The organism is Mesorhizobium sp. M1A.T.Ca.IN.004.03.1.1 (assembly GCF_003997555.1).
In the GTDB taxonomy this organism is placed as follows: Bacteria; Pseudomonadota; Alphaproteobacteria; order Rhizobiales; family Rhizobiaceae; genus Mesorhizobium.
Map to the genome: position 1 here is coordinate 179,023 of NZ_RZTV01000004.1, position 15,978 is coordinate 195,000.

A 15,978-nucleotide genomic window follows, 5' to 3' on the forward strand; every position below is an offset into this window, starting at 1 on the left:
CCTCCGAAAGAACAGGGGCTGGAAATTGGGCGATGCAATTGCGGACGTTTTGAACTGGCTTGAAAGCAGAAGCGACATCCAGAGCCTGCGGGCCGCGGTGTGCGACCTGAACGGCATCATGCGCGGCAAGCGCATCCCGGTCGAGCAGGCGCGCAAGGCGCTCGAAGGCAAGCTGCGCATGCCTTATTCGCTGATCGGGCTCGACATCTGGGGAGAGGACATCGAAGGCAACGCCCAGGTTTTCTCGACCGGTGACGCCGACGGGCTTTGCCATTGGACCGGACGCGGCATCCTGCCCGTCAACTGGACGGCGCATCCGACGGCGCTTTTGCCCCTGTGGCTCGCCGACGAGGCCGGCGCACCCTATCTCGGCGATCCGCGCCGCGCGCTCGCCCGCATCCTCGACCGCTACGCAGCGCTTGGTCTGACGCCGGTTACCGCGACCGAGCTTGAATTCTATCTCGTCGATCCGACATCGCAGCGTCCGGTCGGTCCTGTCTCGCCGGTCACCGGCCGGCGTCTCGATTCCGATGCGGCGCTTTCGATCGACGAAATCGACGATTTCGAAGGCTTCATCCACGACATCTACGAAGCCTGCCGCATGCAGGGCATTCCGGTCGATACGGCGATCGCCGAGAACGGCGTCGGCCAGTTCGAGATCAACCTCAACCACGTTCCGGATGCCTTGCGCGCCGCGGACGACGCCGTGCTTTTCAAGCGCACGGTCAAGGGCATCGCGCGCAAGCACGGCTTTGCCGCCTGCTTCATGGCCAAGCCCTATGGCGAGCGCGCCGGCAACGGTTTCCATGTTCATTTCAGCGTGCTCGACAAGGACGGCCGCAACATCTTCGACGACGGCAGCGACCAGGGCTCCGACACCATGCGCCACGCCGTCGGCGGCCTGCTCGCGGCCATGGCCGAAAGCACGCTGGTGTTCGCGCCGCATTTCAATTCTTATCGCCGGCTGCGGCCACGGTCCTATGCGCCGACGGCTGTCGCCTGGGGCTACGAAAACCGCATGGTGGCGATCCGCATTCCAGGCGGCCCGTCTGCCGCGCGCCGCATCGAGCATCGCGTTTCCGGGGCCGACGCCAATCCCTATCTGGTGCTGGCGGCGATCCTGGGTGCCGCGCTGATGGGCATCGAGCGGCAGCTGTCGCCTGGCGAGCCGACCGGCGGCGAGGGACAGGGCCTCACGCTTGCCAAGCTGCCGCCTGACTGGGCCTCGGCGATCGCCGCCTTCGAGACCGGCAAGCGCGTCGCCGAAATCTTCCCGGCCGTGCTGCGCGACGCTTTCATCGCCTGCAAACGCCAGGAGTTGAACACCTTCGCGCTCAATGTCAGCGACTTCGAGATCGAGACCTATCTCGAAAGCGTCTAACCCCGCGCGGGGCTATTCTCCCGACCGGGCCCGCTGGCGCTCTTGCACGATGACGGCCAGGATCAGCAGCGCGCCCTTGGCGAGCAGCTGGTAGAAGGTCGGCACGGAGGTCAGGATCATGCCGTTGTTGAGGACGCCGATGATCAGCACCCCTAACATGGCGCCGATGATCGTGCCCTTGCCGCCCTGCAGCGCGCAGCCGCCGAGGATCGCGGCGGTGATAGCCTCGAGCTCCAGCCCCTGGCTGCCGGAGGCGGGCTGTCCGGACATGGTGCGGCTGGCGAGCACCAGACCCGCCACCGCCGCGGCGAAGCCGCTCATCGCATAGATCGAGATCTGGTAGCGGCGGATCGGGATGCCGGCGAGCCGCGCCACCGTCGGATTGCCGCCGAGCGCGTAGATGTTGCGGCCGACGACCGTCTCACGGGTGAAAACGATGAAAGCCGCCATCGCCGCGATCAGCAGCCAGATGGCGAAGGGCAGCCCGAACAGCGTGCCGATGCCCAGCGCGCGCAGGCTGTCGCCGGTGATCGGTATGGAATTGCCGTTGTTCATCAGATAGGCGAGGCCGCGGAAGGCCGACATCGTGCCAAGCGTCGCGATCACCGCATTGACCGGCCCGTAGACGATGATCAGCCCGTTGACTGCGCCTGCCAGCAATCCGGCGAGCAGGCCGGCGAGGATGCCGGCGGGGATCGAGCCGGTTTCCTGGGCGGCGACGGCCAGCACCATCGTGCTCAGGCCGACGATCGACCCGACCGAGATGTCGAGCCCGCCCGATACGATGACGACGGTCTGCGCCATTGCCAGGATGCCGAGAATGGTGACCGCGAGGCCTATGTTGATCAGGTTGCGCGGCGTGAAGAAGACGTCCGGCCTCAACACGCCAAAGATCGCCAGCAGCACGACCAGAGCGATCAGCAGGCTGATGTTTTGCGCGCCGATGCGGCCAAACAGGCTGGCCGGCGCGCGCTCGCGTGCGGCGGTCGCGGTATCGGTCACGACACCCTCCTTTCGATTGCTTTCTTGTCCGAGCGCATGGCCAGTGCCAGCACCGCCTCCTCGCTCGCCTCTTGCCACGGCAGCTCGCCACTGATGCGGCCGCTCTGCATGACCAGGACGCGGTCGGCAAGGCCGAGCAGCTCTGGCATCTCCGAGGAGATGAGCAGGATGGCGAGGCCCTGGTCGGCCAGGCTTTCGATGAGCCTGTAGATCTCCGCCTTGGCGCCGACATCGATGCCGCGCGTCGGCTCGTCGAGGATCAGGACCGCCGGCCCCCGTGCCTGCCAGCGCGCGAAGACGACTTTCTGCTGGTTGCCGCCGGACAATTTCCCGACGGCCTGCTCGATCGACGGCGTCTTGACCCGGAGCTCGGCGACATGGCGGACGACCAGCGCGCGCTCGCGCCTGCGGCTGAAGAAGCCGTAGCGCGACACCTTGTCGGGTACCACGAGGCTGACATTGTCGCGCACCGCCTGCATCAAAAGCAGGGCCTCCTGCTTGCGGTCCTCCGGCACCAGCCCGATTCCGGCGGCAACCGCATCCGCCGGCTCGCGCGGCCTGTAAGGCCGGCCGCCGACGGCCATCCGCCCGGAGAGCAGTGGATCGAGGCCGACGACGGCGCGCGCGACTTCCGTCCGTCCCGCGCCGACCAATCCGCCCAGGCCGACGATCTCGCCTGCCCTGACCTCGAAGCTGATCCCGTCGACGCGGCGTGTCGTGACGCCTTCGAGCGCCAGCCGGACCGGCCCGAGCGCACGCACTTTTCGGTTGAACAGGTCGCTTACCGGCCTGCCGACCATCAGCCGCACCATGCGCTGCTCGTCGAGCGCCGCGATTGGTTCGTCGGCGACGCGGCTGCCGTCGCGCATCACCACGCACCGATCGGCAAGCTCGATGATCTCGCGCAGCCGGTGCGAGATGTAGATCACCGCGACACCATCGGCCTTCAGGCGCCGGATGACGCGGAACAGCCGTTGCGCCTCGTCCTCCGTCAAAGACGAGGTCGGCTCGTCGAAGGCAAGCAGCCGCGCGCCCGGCCGCAGCGCGCGCATGATTTCGATCAGCTGCCTCAGCGCCGGGCTCAGGCCATGGCAGCGCTGCCCGGGCGAAAGCACGTCGACCACGCCAAAGGTGCGCAATAGGTCGAGACTGCGCCTTTCGAGATCAGCGCGGTCGAGAAAAATTGCGCCTCGCGCCTTGATGTCGCCGATGAAGATGTTTTCCGCCACCGTAAGCTCTGGGATGATCTCCGGCTCCTGGTGGATGACGCGGATGCCCGAGCCGTGTGCGGCGCGCGGCGAGCTGAGCTGCACCGGCTGCCCGTCGACCAGGACCCGGCCACTATCCGGCCGATGCTCGCCCTCCAGCACGCGCATCAGCGTCGACTTGCCGGCGCCGTTCTCGCCGATCAGCGCGGTGATCTCGCCGACGTTGAAAGCGACCGACACGTCGCGCAGCGCCTGCACGGCGCCGAAGCGCTTGCTGACGCCTTCGACGGCGACGACGGGCACGGTCATGGGCGGGAGACTCCCTTTGAAGCCGCCCGCCCAAAGGCCATCCGCCCCGAGCCCGAAAGGCAGCCTAGGACTTGCAACCGAGAGTGTCCTTGAACTTGGCGAAGTTCTCGCCGCTGATCAGCGTGGCGTCCTGGAAATAGTCCTTCTGCATCTCCTTGCCGGTAGCTTGGTCGTAGAGCGCCTGGATAGCGGCGGCGCCGTGCTTGGCGCTGTCCAGCCACATCGTGCCGCGGAAGCCCCTCGGCTTGCCGGAACCGAAGGCCTCGCAGGAGCGGGAACCGTCGATGCCGATGCCGATGACGTTCTCCGGCTTCATGCCGGCATTCTCCGTGGCGCGCACGCCGCCGAGCACGCCGTCGTCATTGCAGGAGTAGAAGATCCACTTCTCGGTGTCCGGATTGGCCGTCAGCGTCGTCGACACGACATCGATCGAGTTGACCATCGTGTTGTCATAGGGAATCGAGACGATGCGCGACTTGATCTCCGGGATTGCCGCGACCAGCGCTTCCTCCGCGCCCTTGTTGCGGCGCATGCAGGTGTCGGCCTTCTGGTCCTCGATCGAGCCCACGCGCACCTTGGAGAGGTCCTTGTCCCAGCCTTCGGCCTTGACGATGCGGGCAATCTCGCCGCCGACCTGCTTGCCGATGTTGAGCGCGTTCATGCCGACATAGGCGACCGGCGTGCCGTCGGCGAAGGCGATGTCGTCGTCGACAGCAATCAGGCCGATCTTGGCGGCCTTTGCTTTGTCGGCGACGACCGGGCCGAGCGAGCGGTCCGGCACCACCACGGCGATGCCCTTGACGCCGTCGCCGACATAGGTGTCGAAGGTGGTGACGGCGAGGTTGGCGTCGAACTGAACGTCCTGGACAAGCAGGTCGACGCCGAGCTCGGCGGCCTTGTCCTTGGCACCCTTCACCTCGCGGACGAACCAGGGATGGTCGCCCATCTTGTTGATATAGCCGAACTTCATCTTGTCCTGCGCGCCGGCGCCATGGACAGTCAGCGCGACGGCTGCGGTCGCGGCCACAGCAAGCCACGTCCTGATCATGCGTTTCATGGTTTCCTCCTCAATATCGATCCCGGCCGGCGGGAGTCCTTTTTGCTTGAAGACGTTTCCGGCGACCGGCCGCCGGTGCGAAACCTCATTCGTGGTAGAGAACCGAGCGCCCGCCATCGATGACGATGCAGGCCGCGTTGATGAACGGGGCCTCGTCGGAGCCGAGGAAGACGGCAGTCATCGCCACCTCCTCCGGCCGCCCGATGCGGCGCGGCGGGTGCAGGTCGTAGGTGCGCTGGCGCTCCGCCTGCGGATCAGGAAAGGTGTTCCAGTAGTCGACCGCGATCTGCGTCTCGATGTAGCCGGGTGCGATCGCGTTCACGCGAACACCTTCGGCCGCGTATTGAACGCCGAGCGATCGTACCAGGCCGAGCAGTCCGTGCTTGGCAACCGGATAGGGAAAGGTCGAGGGGATGATCGCGAAAGAATGGCACGAAGCGATCGCCACGATCGAACCCTGCGTCTGAGCCCGCATCGCCGGCAGCACGGCGCGCGCCGAATACCACACCCCGTCGAGATCGACGGCAAAGCAGCGCCGCCATTCCTCTTCCGTGGTTTCCAGCGGCTCGTGGAAAACGTTGATGCCGGCATTGGCGACCAGCACGTCGATGCGGCCGAAGGTGGCAAGCGCTTGCTCGGCCATCGCTTTGCAGGATGCGATATCGGCGACGTCGGTCTCCACGAACAGCGCCCGAGCGCCGGCTTCGACCAGCGACGCGGCAACGCTCTTTCCGCTGAGCGCATCCTTTTCGGCCACGACGATGGCCGCACCCTCGGCGGCCATCGCGCGCGCCGTCGCCTCGCCGATGCCGCGCCCGGCGCCGGTGACAATCACCACCTTGTCCTTCAGTCGCCCGGCCATGGTCACCAGTCCACGATGGTGCCGTCGGCAAGGACGGCATTGGTGGTGTGCATGACCTCCGGCCTGTAGGGATGCCGGTCGGCGACCGCTTCGTCGACCTCGACGCCGAGCCCGGGCGCATCCGGCACCTGCCAGCAGCCGTCGATCATGCGGATCGGCCCCTTCACCACCTCGAAATACCAGGGCACGGCACCGACCATCTCTTCCTGGATCAGGTGGTTGGGCGTGGAGACCGCGAAATGCAGCGCCGCAGCGCCGGCGATCGGACCGAGCGGATTGTGCGGCGCCACACCGACCGAGACCGCCTCGGCCATGGCGGCGATTTTCTTCGCCTCGAGCAGGCCGCCGCAGTGGCAGATGTCCGGCTGCACGATGTCGACCGCCCTTGCCCGGAAAAGGTCGTCGAATTCGGGACGATCGATCAGCCGCTCGCCGGTGGCGATCGGCACGCGCGATTTGGCGACGAGCTGCGCCAGCGCGCCGGTCTCGCCCGGCGGCAGCGGCTCTTCGACGAACATCGGTCGGTAGGGCGCAAGCGCGTCGATATAGGCGAGCGCGGTGGAGGCCGAGGCGGGACGGCCGTGGAAATCGACCATGATCTCGACTTCGGGACCGACTATCTTGCGCAGCGCTTCCATTAGGCGGCCGACCTTGTCGACCTCGACGAGCGGCGCATGATAGTGGCTGTAGGGGATGAAGACGGCCTTCAGCGCGCGATAGCCCGTGGCAACCACTTCGGAGGCGCGCCGCACCAAGGGCTCGGTCTCCAACGTTTCGTAGACGGCGCGCATGTCGCCGAGGCCGAGATGCGTGTAGACCTTGACCCGGTCGCGCACCTTGCCGCCGAGCAAGCGCCAGACCGGCTGATCGAGCCATTTGCCAAAAATGTCCCAGAGCGCCAGCTCGATGCCGGAAACCGCCGACATGCCGATGACGCCGAGCCGCCAGAACGAGTGCTTTTTGAGGATGCGCACCGCCTGCTCGATGTCGCGCGGGTCGCGGCCGACCAGAAGCGGCGCGAGGTCGTTGACGGCGCCGACGACGGCCTGGGTCTTCCATTCCAGCGTCGCCTCGCCCCAACCGTAGAGGCCCGGCTGGTCGGTCTCGACACGCACGAACACCCAGTTGCGCATATCCGCGTTCACGACGCGCGTGGTGATGGCCACGATCCTCAAGCGCAACTCCTCCCATGACGCTAATTAGATCATATGAAATTGAAATATCATATGATAAAAAATGGCGTCAAGCCGGAAACGTCACCCTCTGGCGTGAAGATCGTCGGCGGCGATGTCAAGCAGCCTGTTCATGGCGCCGCGGGCGCCGGCGGTATCGCGGACGCGGATCGCCTCCAGCACCGCGACATGCGCCGACAGCGCGCGCGATTGCGCCTCCATCAACGGATTGGTGACCAGGAAGGTGGCGCGCAGGGCAGCTTCCAGCATGCCGACCAGCCCCTTGAGCACGACATTATGGCTGGCGGCGATGACGCCCTTGTGGAAGGCAAGGTCCGCCTGGCAGACTGCGTTGAGGTCGCCCGGGATATTGTCGCGCATGCCGACGACCGCGCGTTCGATTTCGGCGAGATCGGCGGCGCTGGCGCGCCTTGCCGCAAGCTCGGCCGCCGCCGGCTCAAAGATGCGGCGCGCCTCGAGCAGGCCGGAAACCAGCTCCTCGTCATCCTGGATGGAAGGGTGCCAGCCGAGCACCACCGGGTCGAGCAGGCGCCAGCTCTCGCGCGGCAGCACGCGCACGCCCGCCCGCCGCCTGGCCTCGACAAGACCTTTCGCCGACAGCACCTTGACCGCTTCCCGAACCGAGGTGCGGCTGACGCCCAGCATGGCGCAGAGCTCCTCCTCGCGCGGCAAGGCTGCACCGGGAGCATAGTCGCCGCCCAGGATGCGGCTGCCCAGCACGCTGACGACGGCGTTGTGCACGCTTGCGCCGCCCTGGTCGACCGAAGGCATCCACCCGGTTGCGTCCGAAGGAACGATATTTTCCACGCAATCCTCTCCCGATAGAGCAAGTTGCTGCCGGCAGTTGTATGAAAGCTTACGTCTTATGTAAATCACTCATTCATATGATCTGTCATGATCATAGGAGCGGGTCGGTGATGCTTTCGGTTCGGGAAATCCGGCCGCCACCGGCGTCAGCCCGCACCGACGGGCGCGCTCAGCGCGCCGCCCACACAAGTCCGCGGCGCAGGATGGTGCGCATCTGCGGCACCTCGAATTCCTTGGCCGCGTGGCCGAGCGACGAATAGAACACCCGCCCTTTGCCGTGCCGGCGCCTCCAAACCACGGGCATGACAACGCCGGCGATCCACGGCGCGTGCTCGCCCGAGAAGGTGGTGGTCGCCAGCACGTCGTTCGATGGATCGACATGCATGTAATATTGCTCGGAGCGGTATTGGAAATCGTCGATGCCTGCCACGATCGGGTCGTCGCGCCGCACGATATTCACACGATAGTCGATGATGTTGCCGGGATGGGCGACCCACTGGCCGCCGCACATGAACTGGTAGTCCGTCGATTCGCGAAACGCGTCGCCCATGCCGCCGTGATAGCCGCCGAGGCCGACGCCGTTTTCGACCGCTTTGGTGAGGTTCGCCTCTTCGGCCTTGGCGAGCTTGGACATGGTGTAGATCGGCACGATCAGGCTGAGGTCGGCGATCGCCGGGTCGGCGAACACCGCGGTCGTATTTTTCAAGCGCACGGCAAAGCCTTCCTCCTCAAGCATCGCTTTGACGACTCGCGCCCCGGCTTCGGGTTCATGCCCTTCCCAGCCGCCCCATACGATCAGTGCCTGCCGCATCTTCCGCTCCTTATGCATTTGGCCGCGCGGCCGGATATAGGGCAGCGAGGCGCCGGGCTGACCATCGCCGAGTCGAGCTTGAAGGGAAAGTGACGCGAACGAAAACGGCCCGCGCGACGCCCGATCGCCCGACGCTCGTCCTGGTTCAGCGGAAGCTCTGCGCCAGTTACCGAGCTATCCCTGCGATCCTGCCGCGGGGAGATCAGACCGTGTCGAAGTCGAGGAGCTGCGTGGCCACGGCACGTTCCTCGTCGGCCGGAATGACAAGAACATCGACGCTGGACTCTCGCGCGCTGACCAGCGCTTCGCCGCTGCGATTTAAACCATGGTCGACCACGACACCAAGCCAGGCAGCAGCCTCGCAGATCTCTTGCCGGATCTGCCATGCATTTTCGCCGATGCCGGCGGTGAACACGAGCGTGTCGAGGCCTCCAAGCGCGGCCGCGAGCGATCCGATCTCACGTCCGGCGCGATAGACGAAGAGCGCGACGGCACGCGCCGCCGCCGGGTCTTTCGACCCAAGCAGCGCCTGCATGTCTTCGGAAATGCCGGATACGCCCAGCAGGCCGGACTGCTCGTAGAGCAATTCGGTCACTCGGTCGGCCGACAGCTTGCGCTCCTGCAGAAAGTGCAAGATCACGCCAGGATCGATGGCGCCGCAACGGGTGCTCATGACGAGGCCGTCAAGCGTCGAAAAACCCATGGTCGTGGCGAGGCTTACTCCTGCCTTCATCGCACACAGGCTCGCGCCGCTGCCGAGATGGGCGGCAATCGTTCGGCCACCGGCAGCGTCGCCGTAGCGCTCGCGGAGCTTCGCTGCGATGTGCCTGTAGGAGAGCCCGTGGAAGCCGTAGGAAACGATGCCCTGTTCCGACATCTCGCGCGGCAAGCCATAGAGCCTGGCAAGCTCCGGCCGCGCCGTGTGAAAGGCCGTATCGAAGCAGCCGACCTGCTTGGCTTCGGGCCAAAGCCGACCGGCCAGTTGGACGATCTCCAGGTTGATCGCCTGATGGATCGGTGCGAGCGGCTCAAGCCTATGCAGCGCGTCGAGCGTGCGCTCGTCGAGCAAGGTCGCTTGGGTAAGTTCTTGCCCGCCATGGACGATGCGGTGCCCGACCGTGCCGATCCGGCGCAAAAGAGCGTGATCCTCGAGATAGGAAACTATGGCCTCGAACGCCTTTGCTATCCCGATCGGTTCGTCCCCCAGGCTCCTGTCGATTTCGCGTGACAATTCTGAGGGCGCGACATGCAATCGTGGATGATGTCCGATCGACGACACGCTGCCGCGCACCAGCAGGTGGAGCTCGTCTTGCTGCTGAAACACGGCGAACTTCAGGCTTGAGGAGCCGCCGTTGAGGACGAGAATGGCATCGGTCATGGTCGGCCGGTCCCGGCCAATCGTGCGCTCGTCCATTTGGCCTGGCGCTTCGGCATCGACTACTGCTCCCATTTCCAGCCGAGGACCTCGGGCATGTCCTGCCCATGCTCGCGGATATAGGCCCGGTGCTCGATCAGCTTGCCTTCCATCGCCTGCTTCAGCCGGATATGCGCGCCGGCCGGGTCGGGAATGCCGTCGAGCACGCCCAAGACGAGATGATAGCGGTCGAGGCCATTGAGCACGGTCATGTCGAAGGGCGTCGTCGTCGTCCCTTCCTCATTGTAGCCGCGCACGTGGATGTTGTCGTGGTTGGTCCGCCGGTAAGTCAGGCGATGGATGGTCCATGGATAGCCGTGATACGCGAAGATGACTGGCTTATCGGCCGTGAAAAACGCGTCGAATTCACGATCCGACAGGCCGTGCGGGTGGTGTTCCTTGGGCTGCAAAGTCATCAGGTCGACTATGTTGACCACCCGCACCTTGAGGCCGGGAACGTGGCGTTTCAGAATTTGGACCGCGGCCAGCGTCTCAAGCGTCGGCACGTCGCCGGCGCAGGCCATCACCACATCCGGCTCTGCCCCGCCGTCGGTCGACGCCCACTCCCATATGCCGATACCGGCCTTGCAGTGGACTTTCGCCTCGGTGATCGACAGCCACTGCCAGGAATTGGCTTTGCCGGCGACGATCACGTTGATGCGGTTCCATGTCCGAAGCACATGATCCGTCACGCAAAGCAGGCTGTTGGCATCCGCCGGCAGATAGACGCGCACGATGTCCGCCTTCTTGTTCAAGGCGACATCGATGAAGCCCGGATCCTGATGGCTGAAGCCATTGTGCTCCTGCTGCCAGACATGGCTCGACAACAAATAGTTCAAGGACGCAATCGGCCGCCGCCACGGCAGCTTGCCGCAGGCATCCAGCCATTTCGCATGCTGGTTGAACATGGAATCGACAATGTGCGTGAAGGCCTCGTAGCAGGAGAACAGGCCGTGCCGGCCGGTAAGCAGATAGCCTTCCAGCCAGCCCTGACAGGTATGCTCGGACAGGATTTCCAGAACCCTGCCTTCGCGGCCGAGATGCACATCTTCGGGCAGAATCTTTTCCATCCAGGCGCGCTCGGTCACCTCGAAGACGTCCTGCAGCCGGTTCGAAGCCGTCTCATCGGGACCGACAATGCGGAAGTTTTTGGCGCTTTGGTTCAATGCCATGACGTCGCGCAGGAAACCGCCCATCACACGGGTCGACTCTGCTTTCACGCCGCCGGGCTGCTGGACAGATACGGCATGCTCTTGCAGGCTTGGCAGTTGGAGGGAGCGGCGCAGCAGGCCGCCATTGGCATGCGGATTGGCGCTCATGCGTCTGCCGCCTTGCGGGGCAGTGGCGCGGATCATGGCCACTGGCGCGCCCTCGGCATCGAAAAGCTCTTCGGGCCGATAACTTCTCAGCCACTCCTCGAGCATCTTCAGATGCGCAGGGTTTTCGGCGAGACCGGAGAGCGGAACCTGATGCGCGCGCCAGAATCCTTCGGTCTTCAGCCCGTCGACCTCCTTGGGGCCTGTCCAGCCCTTCGGGCTTCTAAGGATGATCATCGGCCATTTCGGCCGGCCGTCGGCAGTCTCTCCGCCGCTGCGCGCCGCCTGCTGAATTGCCTGGATGCGGTCCAGCGCATCGTCGAGTACGACGGCCATCCGCTCATGCATCAGGGGCGGATCGTCACCCTCGACGAACAGCGGTTCGTAGCCATAGCCGACGAATAGCGCCCGCAATTCTTCGTCAGAGATGCGGGCGAGAATGGTGGGACTGGCGATCTTATAGCCGTTGAGATGGAGGATCGGCAGCACCGCGCCGTCCTGCGCCGGGTTGAGGAACTTGTTGCAGTGCCAGGATGTGGCGAGCGGGCCGGTTTCCGCCTCGCCGTCGCCGACGACGCAGGCGACGATAAGATCCGGGTTGTCGAAGGCCGCGCCAAAGGCATGCGAAAGCGCGTAGCCGAGCTCGCCGCCTTCATGGATCGACCCGGGCACATCGGGAGCGGCATGGCTCGGGATGCCTCCCGGAAAGGAAAACTGCCGGAAGAGCGTCCTCATTCCGGCCTCTTCGAGGGAAATATCCGGATTGATCTCGCTATAAGTGCCTTCGAGATAGCTGTTTGCAACCATGGCCGGTCCGCCATGGCCGGGGCCGCAGATGTAAATGACGTTGACATCGCGAAGTCTGATCGCGCGGTTGAGATGCGCGTATATGAAGCTGAGGCCCGGCGAGGTTCCCCAATGCCCAAGCAGCCTGGGCTTGACGTGCGCCAGCCGAAGCGGCTCGCGAAGCAGCGGATTGTCGAGCAGATAAATCTGCCCGACGGTCAGGTAGTTGGCGGCACGCCAGTAGGCATCGATGTCGTGCAGCTCCTGTGCGGACAAGCGATTGGTGCTGGGATGCGTGGTCATTTCCGACTCCTTCGCTGTTCCAAACTCACCCGGCTGAGACACAACGCATGGACGTCGCCGCCGGTTCATGACCGGTCGGCGCCGCGAGCGGGCCCCATTGCGACACGCGGCCCACTGCCAGCACATGAACTGGTAGCGTCGATGCGCGAAACGCGTCCGGCAATGCCGCGTTATAGCCGCCAAGGCCAGCGCCGTTTCGACCGCTTTGGTGAGGTTGGCCTCTTCAGCTTTGCAAGCTTTGCACCATCAGGCCGACTTCGGCACCCGCCGGCTCCACGAAGGCCCCGGTGGTGCTTTCCACGCGCACGGCGAAGCTCTCCTCCTCGAGCATCGTTCCGACGACGCACGCCCGGGCGACCATCGCAGCAAAAAGTCGAGTCGAGCTTGAGGGCAATGTAGGGCCGCAAACGCGAACGGCCTTCGTTGGCGGGCCGTGGATTGGTGTGGGGGACAGGATTTGGCTTGTCTGCCGGCGCTGCGTCGGTTCGCTGCTTGCGGGCCTGATGACCGCTCACATCAGCCGGCCAGTATGGCCAGATACAAAAACGCCCGCACGAGGCGGGCGTTTTTGGATTGGTTGCGGGGACAGGATTTGAACCTGTGACCTTCAGGTTATGAGCCTGACGAGCTACCGGGCTGCTCCACCCCGCGTCACCATAGAGGTAAGTTTGCGCTTACCGTATTCAAGGGACCGCCCAATGAAAGGGCCGCTTGCGCGGCCCGGGATCCCGTTTGGCGGGCCTCATGCATGTCGCTCAAAAGTGTTAGCGGTTTTGAGGCAACGACATGCATCACAACAATCGCAAGGAGAAGATTTGTCTGCATCCGGATCCGGATGTGAGATGAACGTGCGCTTGGCAGACCTGGCAGCGACCTACTCTCCCGCGTCTTGAGACGAAGTACCATCAGCGCTGGAGCGTTTCACGGCCGAGTTCGGAATGGGATCGGGTGCAGCCGCTCCGCCATAACCACCAGGTCGGCGAAACGCACGTTCAAATCGAGAAGCTGTTCAAGCGCGATCCAAAGGATCGTCGCCAAGCGCGATCCAAAGGATCGTCGTTTTGTGCCAAGGCGACGTCTGCGTTTTGCCTACGGGCGAAGCCCGCAAGCGCGACTGCGCGTCGCCGGTCGTCCGGCGCCCTCGCGGAGCATAGGCCCGTAAGGGCCGCTCATGCGTGAGCGCTGGCAGACCATCCGACTTTGTCGGATGGATATTAGGAATGAGAACGATCAAGCCGATCGAACTATTAGTACCGGTAAGCTTCAAGCGTTGCCGCTCTTCCACACCCGGCCTATCAACGTGGTCGTCTTCCACGGTTCTCAGGGAATACTCGTTTCAAGGTGGGTTTCCCGCTTAGATGCCTTCAGCGGTTATCCCGTCCGGATATAGCTACCCTGCAATGCGGCTGGCGCCACAACAGGTCCACCAGAGATCCGTCCATCCCGGTCCTCTCGTACTAGGGACAGATCCTTTCAATATTCCTACACCCACGGCAGATAGGGACCGAACTGTCTCACGACGTTCTGAACCCAACTCACGTACCGCTTTAAATGGCGAACAGCCATACCCTTGGGACCTGCTCCAGCCCCAGGATGCGATGAGTCGACATCGAGGTGCCAAACAACCCCGTCGATATGGACTCTTGGGGGTCATCAGCCTGTTATCCCCGGCGTACCTTTTATCCGTTGAGCGATGGCCCTTCCACACGGGACCACCGGATCACTATGACCGACTTTCGTCTCTGCTCGACTTGTCAGTCTCGCAGTCAGGCAGGCTTATGCCATTGCACTCAGCGAACGATTTCCGACCGTTCTGAGCCCACCATCGCGCGCCTCCGTTACTCTTTAGGAGGCGACCGCCCCAGTCAAACTACCCACCATACATTGTCCCGGACCCGGATAACGGGCCGCGGTTAGACATCCATAGTGATAAGGGTGGTATTTCAAGGGTGGCTCCACCTGAGCTGGCGCCCAGGCTTCAAAGCCTACCACCTATCCTACACATGCCACTACGAATGCCAATGTAAAGCTATAGTAAAGGTGCACGGGGTCTTTCCGTCTAACCGCAGGAACCCCGCATCTTCACGGGGAATTCAATTTCACTGAGTCTATGCTGGAGACAGCGGGGAAGTCGTTACGCCATTCGTGCAGGTCGGAACTTACCCGACAAGGAATTTCGCTACCTTAGGACCGTTATAGTTACGGCCGCCGTTTACTGGGGCTTCGATTCAGAGCTTGCACCCCTCCTCTTAACCTTCCAGCACCGGGCAGGCGTCAGACCCTATACGTCGTCTTGCGACTTCGCAGAGCCCTGTGTTTTTGATAAACAGTCGCTACCCCCTGGTCTGTGCCACCCTCCTCTGCTTGCGCAAAAAAGGGTCACGCTTCTTCCGAAGTTACGCGTGCAATTTGCCGAGTTCCTTCAGCATAGTTCTCTCAAGCGCCTTGGTATACTCTACCAGACCACCAGTGTCGGTTTCGGGTACGGTCTATAAGGAGGAGCTATTTCCTGGAACCACTCCGCTGCCCTTTCAATCCGATAAGATTGGACAACTTGTGTGATCCGTCACTACCTCCAGGCTCACGAATATTAACGTGATTCCCATCGACTACGCGTTTCCGCCTCGTCTTAGGGGCCGGCTAACCCTGCTCAGATTAACTTTAAGCAGGAACCCTTGGTCTTTCGGCGGGGGAGTCTCTCACTCCCCTTACGTTACTCATGTCAGCATTCGCACTTCTGATACCTCCACCGCCCCTCACGGGTACGGCTTCACTGGCTTACAGAACGCTCCGCTACCGCTCGTGATTGCTCACGAACCCTAAGCTTCGGTGTATGGCTTTAGCCCCGTTACATTTTCGGCGCAAAGACCCTTATTTAGACCAGTGAGCTGTTACGCTTTCTTTAAATGATGGCTGCTTCTAAGCCAACATCCTGGTTGTTTTGGGATCCTCACATCCTTTCCCACTTAGCCATAACTTGGGGACCTTAGCTGTAGGTCAGGGTTGTTTCCCTTTTCACGACGGACGTTAGCACCCGCCGTGTGTCTGCCGACTAGTACTCCCAGGTATTCGGAGTTTGGTTAGGTTTGGTAATCCGGTGAGGACCCCTAGCCCATCCAGTGCTCTACCCCCTGGGGTATTCGGTCGACGCTCTACCTAAATAGATTTCGCGGAGAACCAGCTATTTCCGAGTTTGATTGGCCTTTCACCCCTAGCCACAAGTCATCCCGAACTATTGCAACAGTTATGGGTTCGGCCCTCCAGTAAGTGTTACCTTACCTTCAGCCTGCTCATGGCTAGATCACTCGGTTTCGGGTCTAATGCGACGAACTGAACGCCCTGTTCAGACTCGCTTTCGCTGCGCCTACACCTATCGGTTTAAGCTTGCTCGTCACACTAAGTCGCTGACCCATTATACAAAAGGTACGTGGTCACCCGCCCATCAAAGCGCTTGCGCTCTTGATGGCAAAATCAAAAGTTCTTCAAATCGTCAAGCGATTTGAAGGACGGGCTCCCACTGTTTGTAGGC

Annotated in this window: 10 protein-coding genes, 1 tRNA gene and 2 rRNA genes (1 of these 13 only partly in view); 1 reads left to right on the plus strand and 12 read right to left on the minus strand. The window is 63.1% G+C overall.

Going from position 1 to position 15,978, the window contains the following annotated elements; all coding sequences use genetic code 11:
* The first annotated feature begins 25 nt into the window (after window positions 1–25).
* Window positions 26–1,381, plus strand: coding sequence for a glutamine synthetase family protein (locus tag EOD29_RS14800; RefSeq protein WP_067319031.1), 1,356 nt, complete (start codon window positions 26–28; stop codon window positions 1,379–1,381).
* A gap of 12 nt (window positions 1,382–1,393) precedes the next feature.
* Here EOD29_RS14800 and EOD29_RS14805 read toward each other — a convergent pair whose 3' ends face one another.
* The 12 genes from EOD29_RS14805 to EOD29_RS14860 all read right to left on the minus strand — a co-directional run.
* Window positions 1,394–2,383 (minus strand): ABC transporter permease, encoded by a 990-nt coding sequence (locus tag EOD29_RS14805; RefSeq protein ID WP_095800624.1) that lies wholly within the window; start codon window positions 2,381–2,383, stop codon window positions 1,394–1,396.
* Window positions 2,380–3,900 (minus strand): sugar ABC transporter ATP-binding protein, encoded by a 1,521-nt coding sequence (locus EOD29_RS14810; protein ID WP_095800625.1) that lies wholly within the window; start codon window positions 3,898–3,900, stop codon window positions 2,380–2,382. Before EOD29_RS14810 ends, EOD29_RS14805 begins: the two co-directional genes overlap by 4 nt.
* A gap of 64 nt (window positions 3,901–3,964) precedes the next feature.
* A complete protein-coding gene (locus tag EOD29_RS14815) occupies window positions 3,965–4,957 on the minus strand; it encodes a substrate-binding domain-containing protein (protein ID WP_245475348.1) in 993 nt (330 codons plus the stop codon).
* An 85-nt stretch (window positions 4,958–5,042) separates the two neighbouring features.
* Window positions 5,043–5,819, minus strand: coding sequence for an SDR family oxidoreductase (locus tag EOD29_RS14820; RefSeq protein WP_066990055.1), 777 nt, complete (start codon window positions 5,817–5,819; stop codon window positions 5,043–5,045).
* 2 nt (window positions 5,820–5,821) lie between these two features.
* Window positions 5,822–6,985 carry a galactonate dehydratase gene (gene dgoD / locus EOD29_RS14825; RefSeq protein ID WP_245475357.1) on the minus strand — a complete coding sequence of 388 codons (1,164 nt, stop codon included), beginning with the start codon at window positions 6,983–6,985 and terminating at the stop codon, window positions 5,822–5,824.
* A 90-nt stretch (window positions 6,986–7,075) separates the two neighbouring features.
* Window positions 7,076–7,819, minus strand: coding sequence for a FadR/GntR family transcriptional regulator (locus tag EOD29_RS14830; RefSeq protein WP_127247082.1), 744 nt, complete (start codon window positions 7,817–7,819; stop codon window positions 7,076–7,078).
* 169 nt (window positions 7,820–7,988) lie between these two features.
* Window positions 7,989–8,630, minus strand: a complete 642-nt coding sequence (locus EOD29_RS14835) for a ThuA domain-containing protein (RefSeq protein ID WP_127247083.1) — start codon at window positions 8,628–8,630, stop codon at window positions 7,989–7,991.
* A gap of 202 nt (window positions 8,631–8,832) precedes the next feature.
* Window positions 8,833–10,008 carry an acetate/propionate family kinase gene (locus tag EOD29_RS14840; RefSeq protein ID WP_127247084.1) on the minus strand — a complete coding sequence of 392 codons (1,176 nt, stop codon included), beginning with the start codon at window positions 10,006–10,008 and terminating at the stop codon, window positions 8,833–8,835.
* A 59-nt stretch (window positions 10,009–10,067) separates the two neighbouring features.
* On the minus strand, window positions 10,068–12,449 hold the full coding sequence (locus EOD29_RS14845; protein ID WP_127247085.1) for a phosphoketolase family protein: 2,382 nt from the start codon (window positions 12,447–12,449) through the stop codon (window positions 10,068–10,070).
* A 574-nt stretch (window positions 12,450–13,023) separates the two neighbouring features.
* Window positions 13,024–13,100, minus strand: a tRNA-Met gene (locus EOD29_RS14850).
* 210 nt (window positions 13,101–13,310) lie between these two features.
* Window positions 13,311–13,425: ribosomal RNA gene (rrf, locus tag EOD29_RS14855) — 5S ribosomal RNA — on the minus strand.
* A 250-nt stretch (window positions 13,426–13,675) separates the two neighbouring features.
* A 23S ribosomal RNA gene (locus EOD29_RS14860) occupies window positions 13,676–15,978 on the minus strand (it continues 626 nt past the right edge of the window).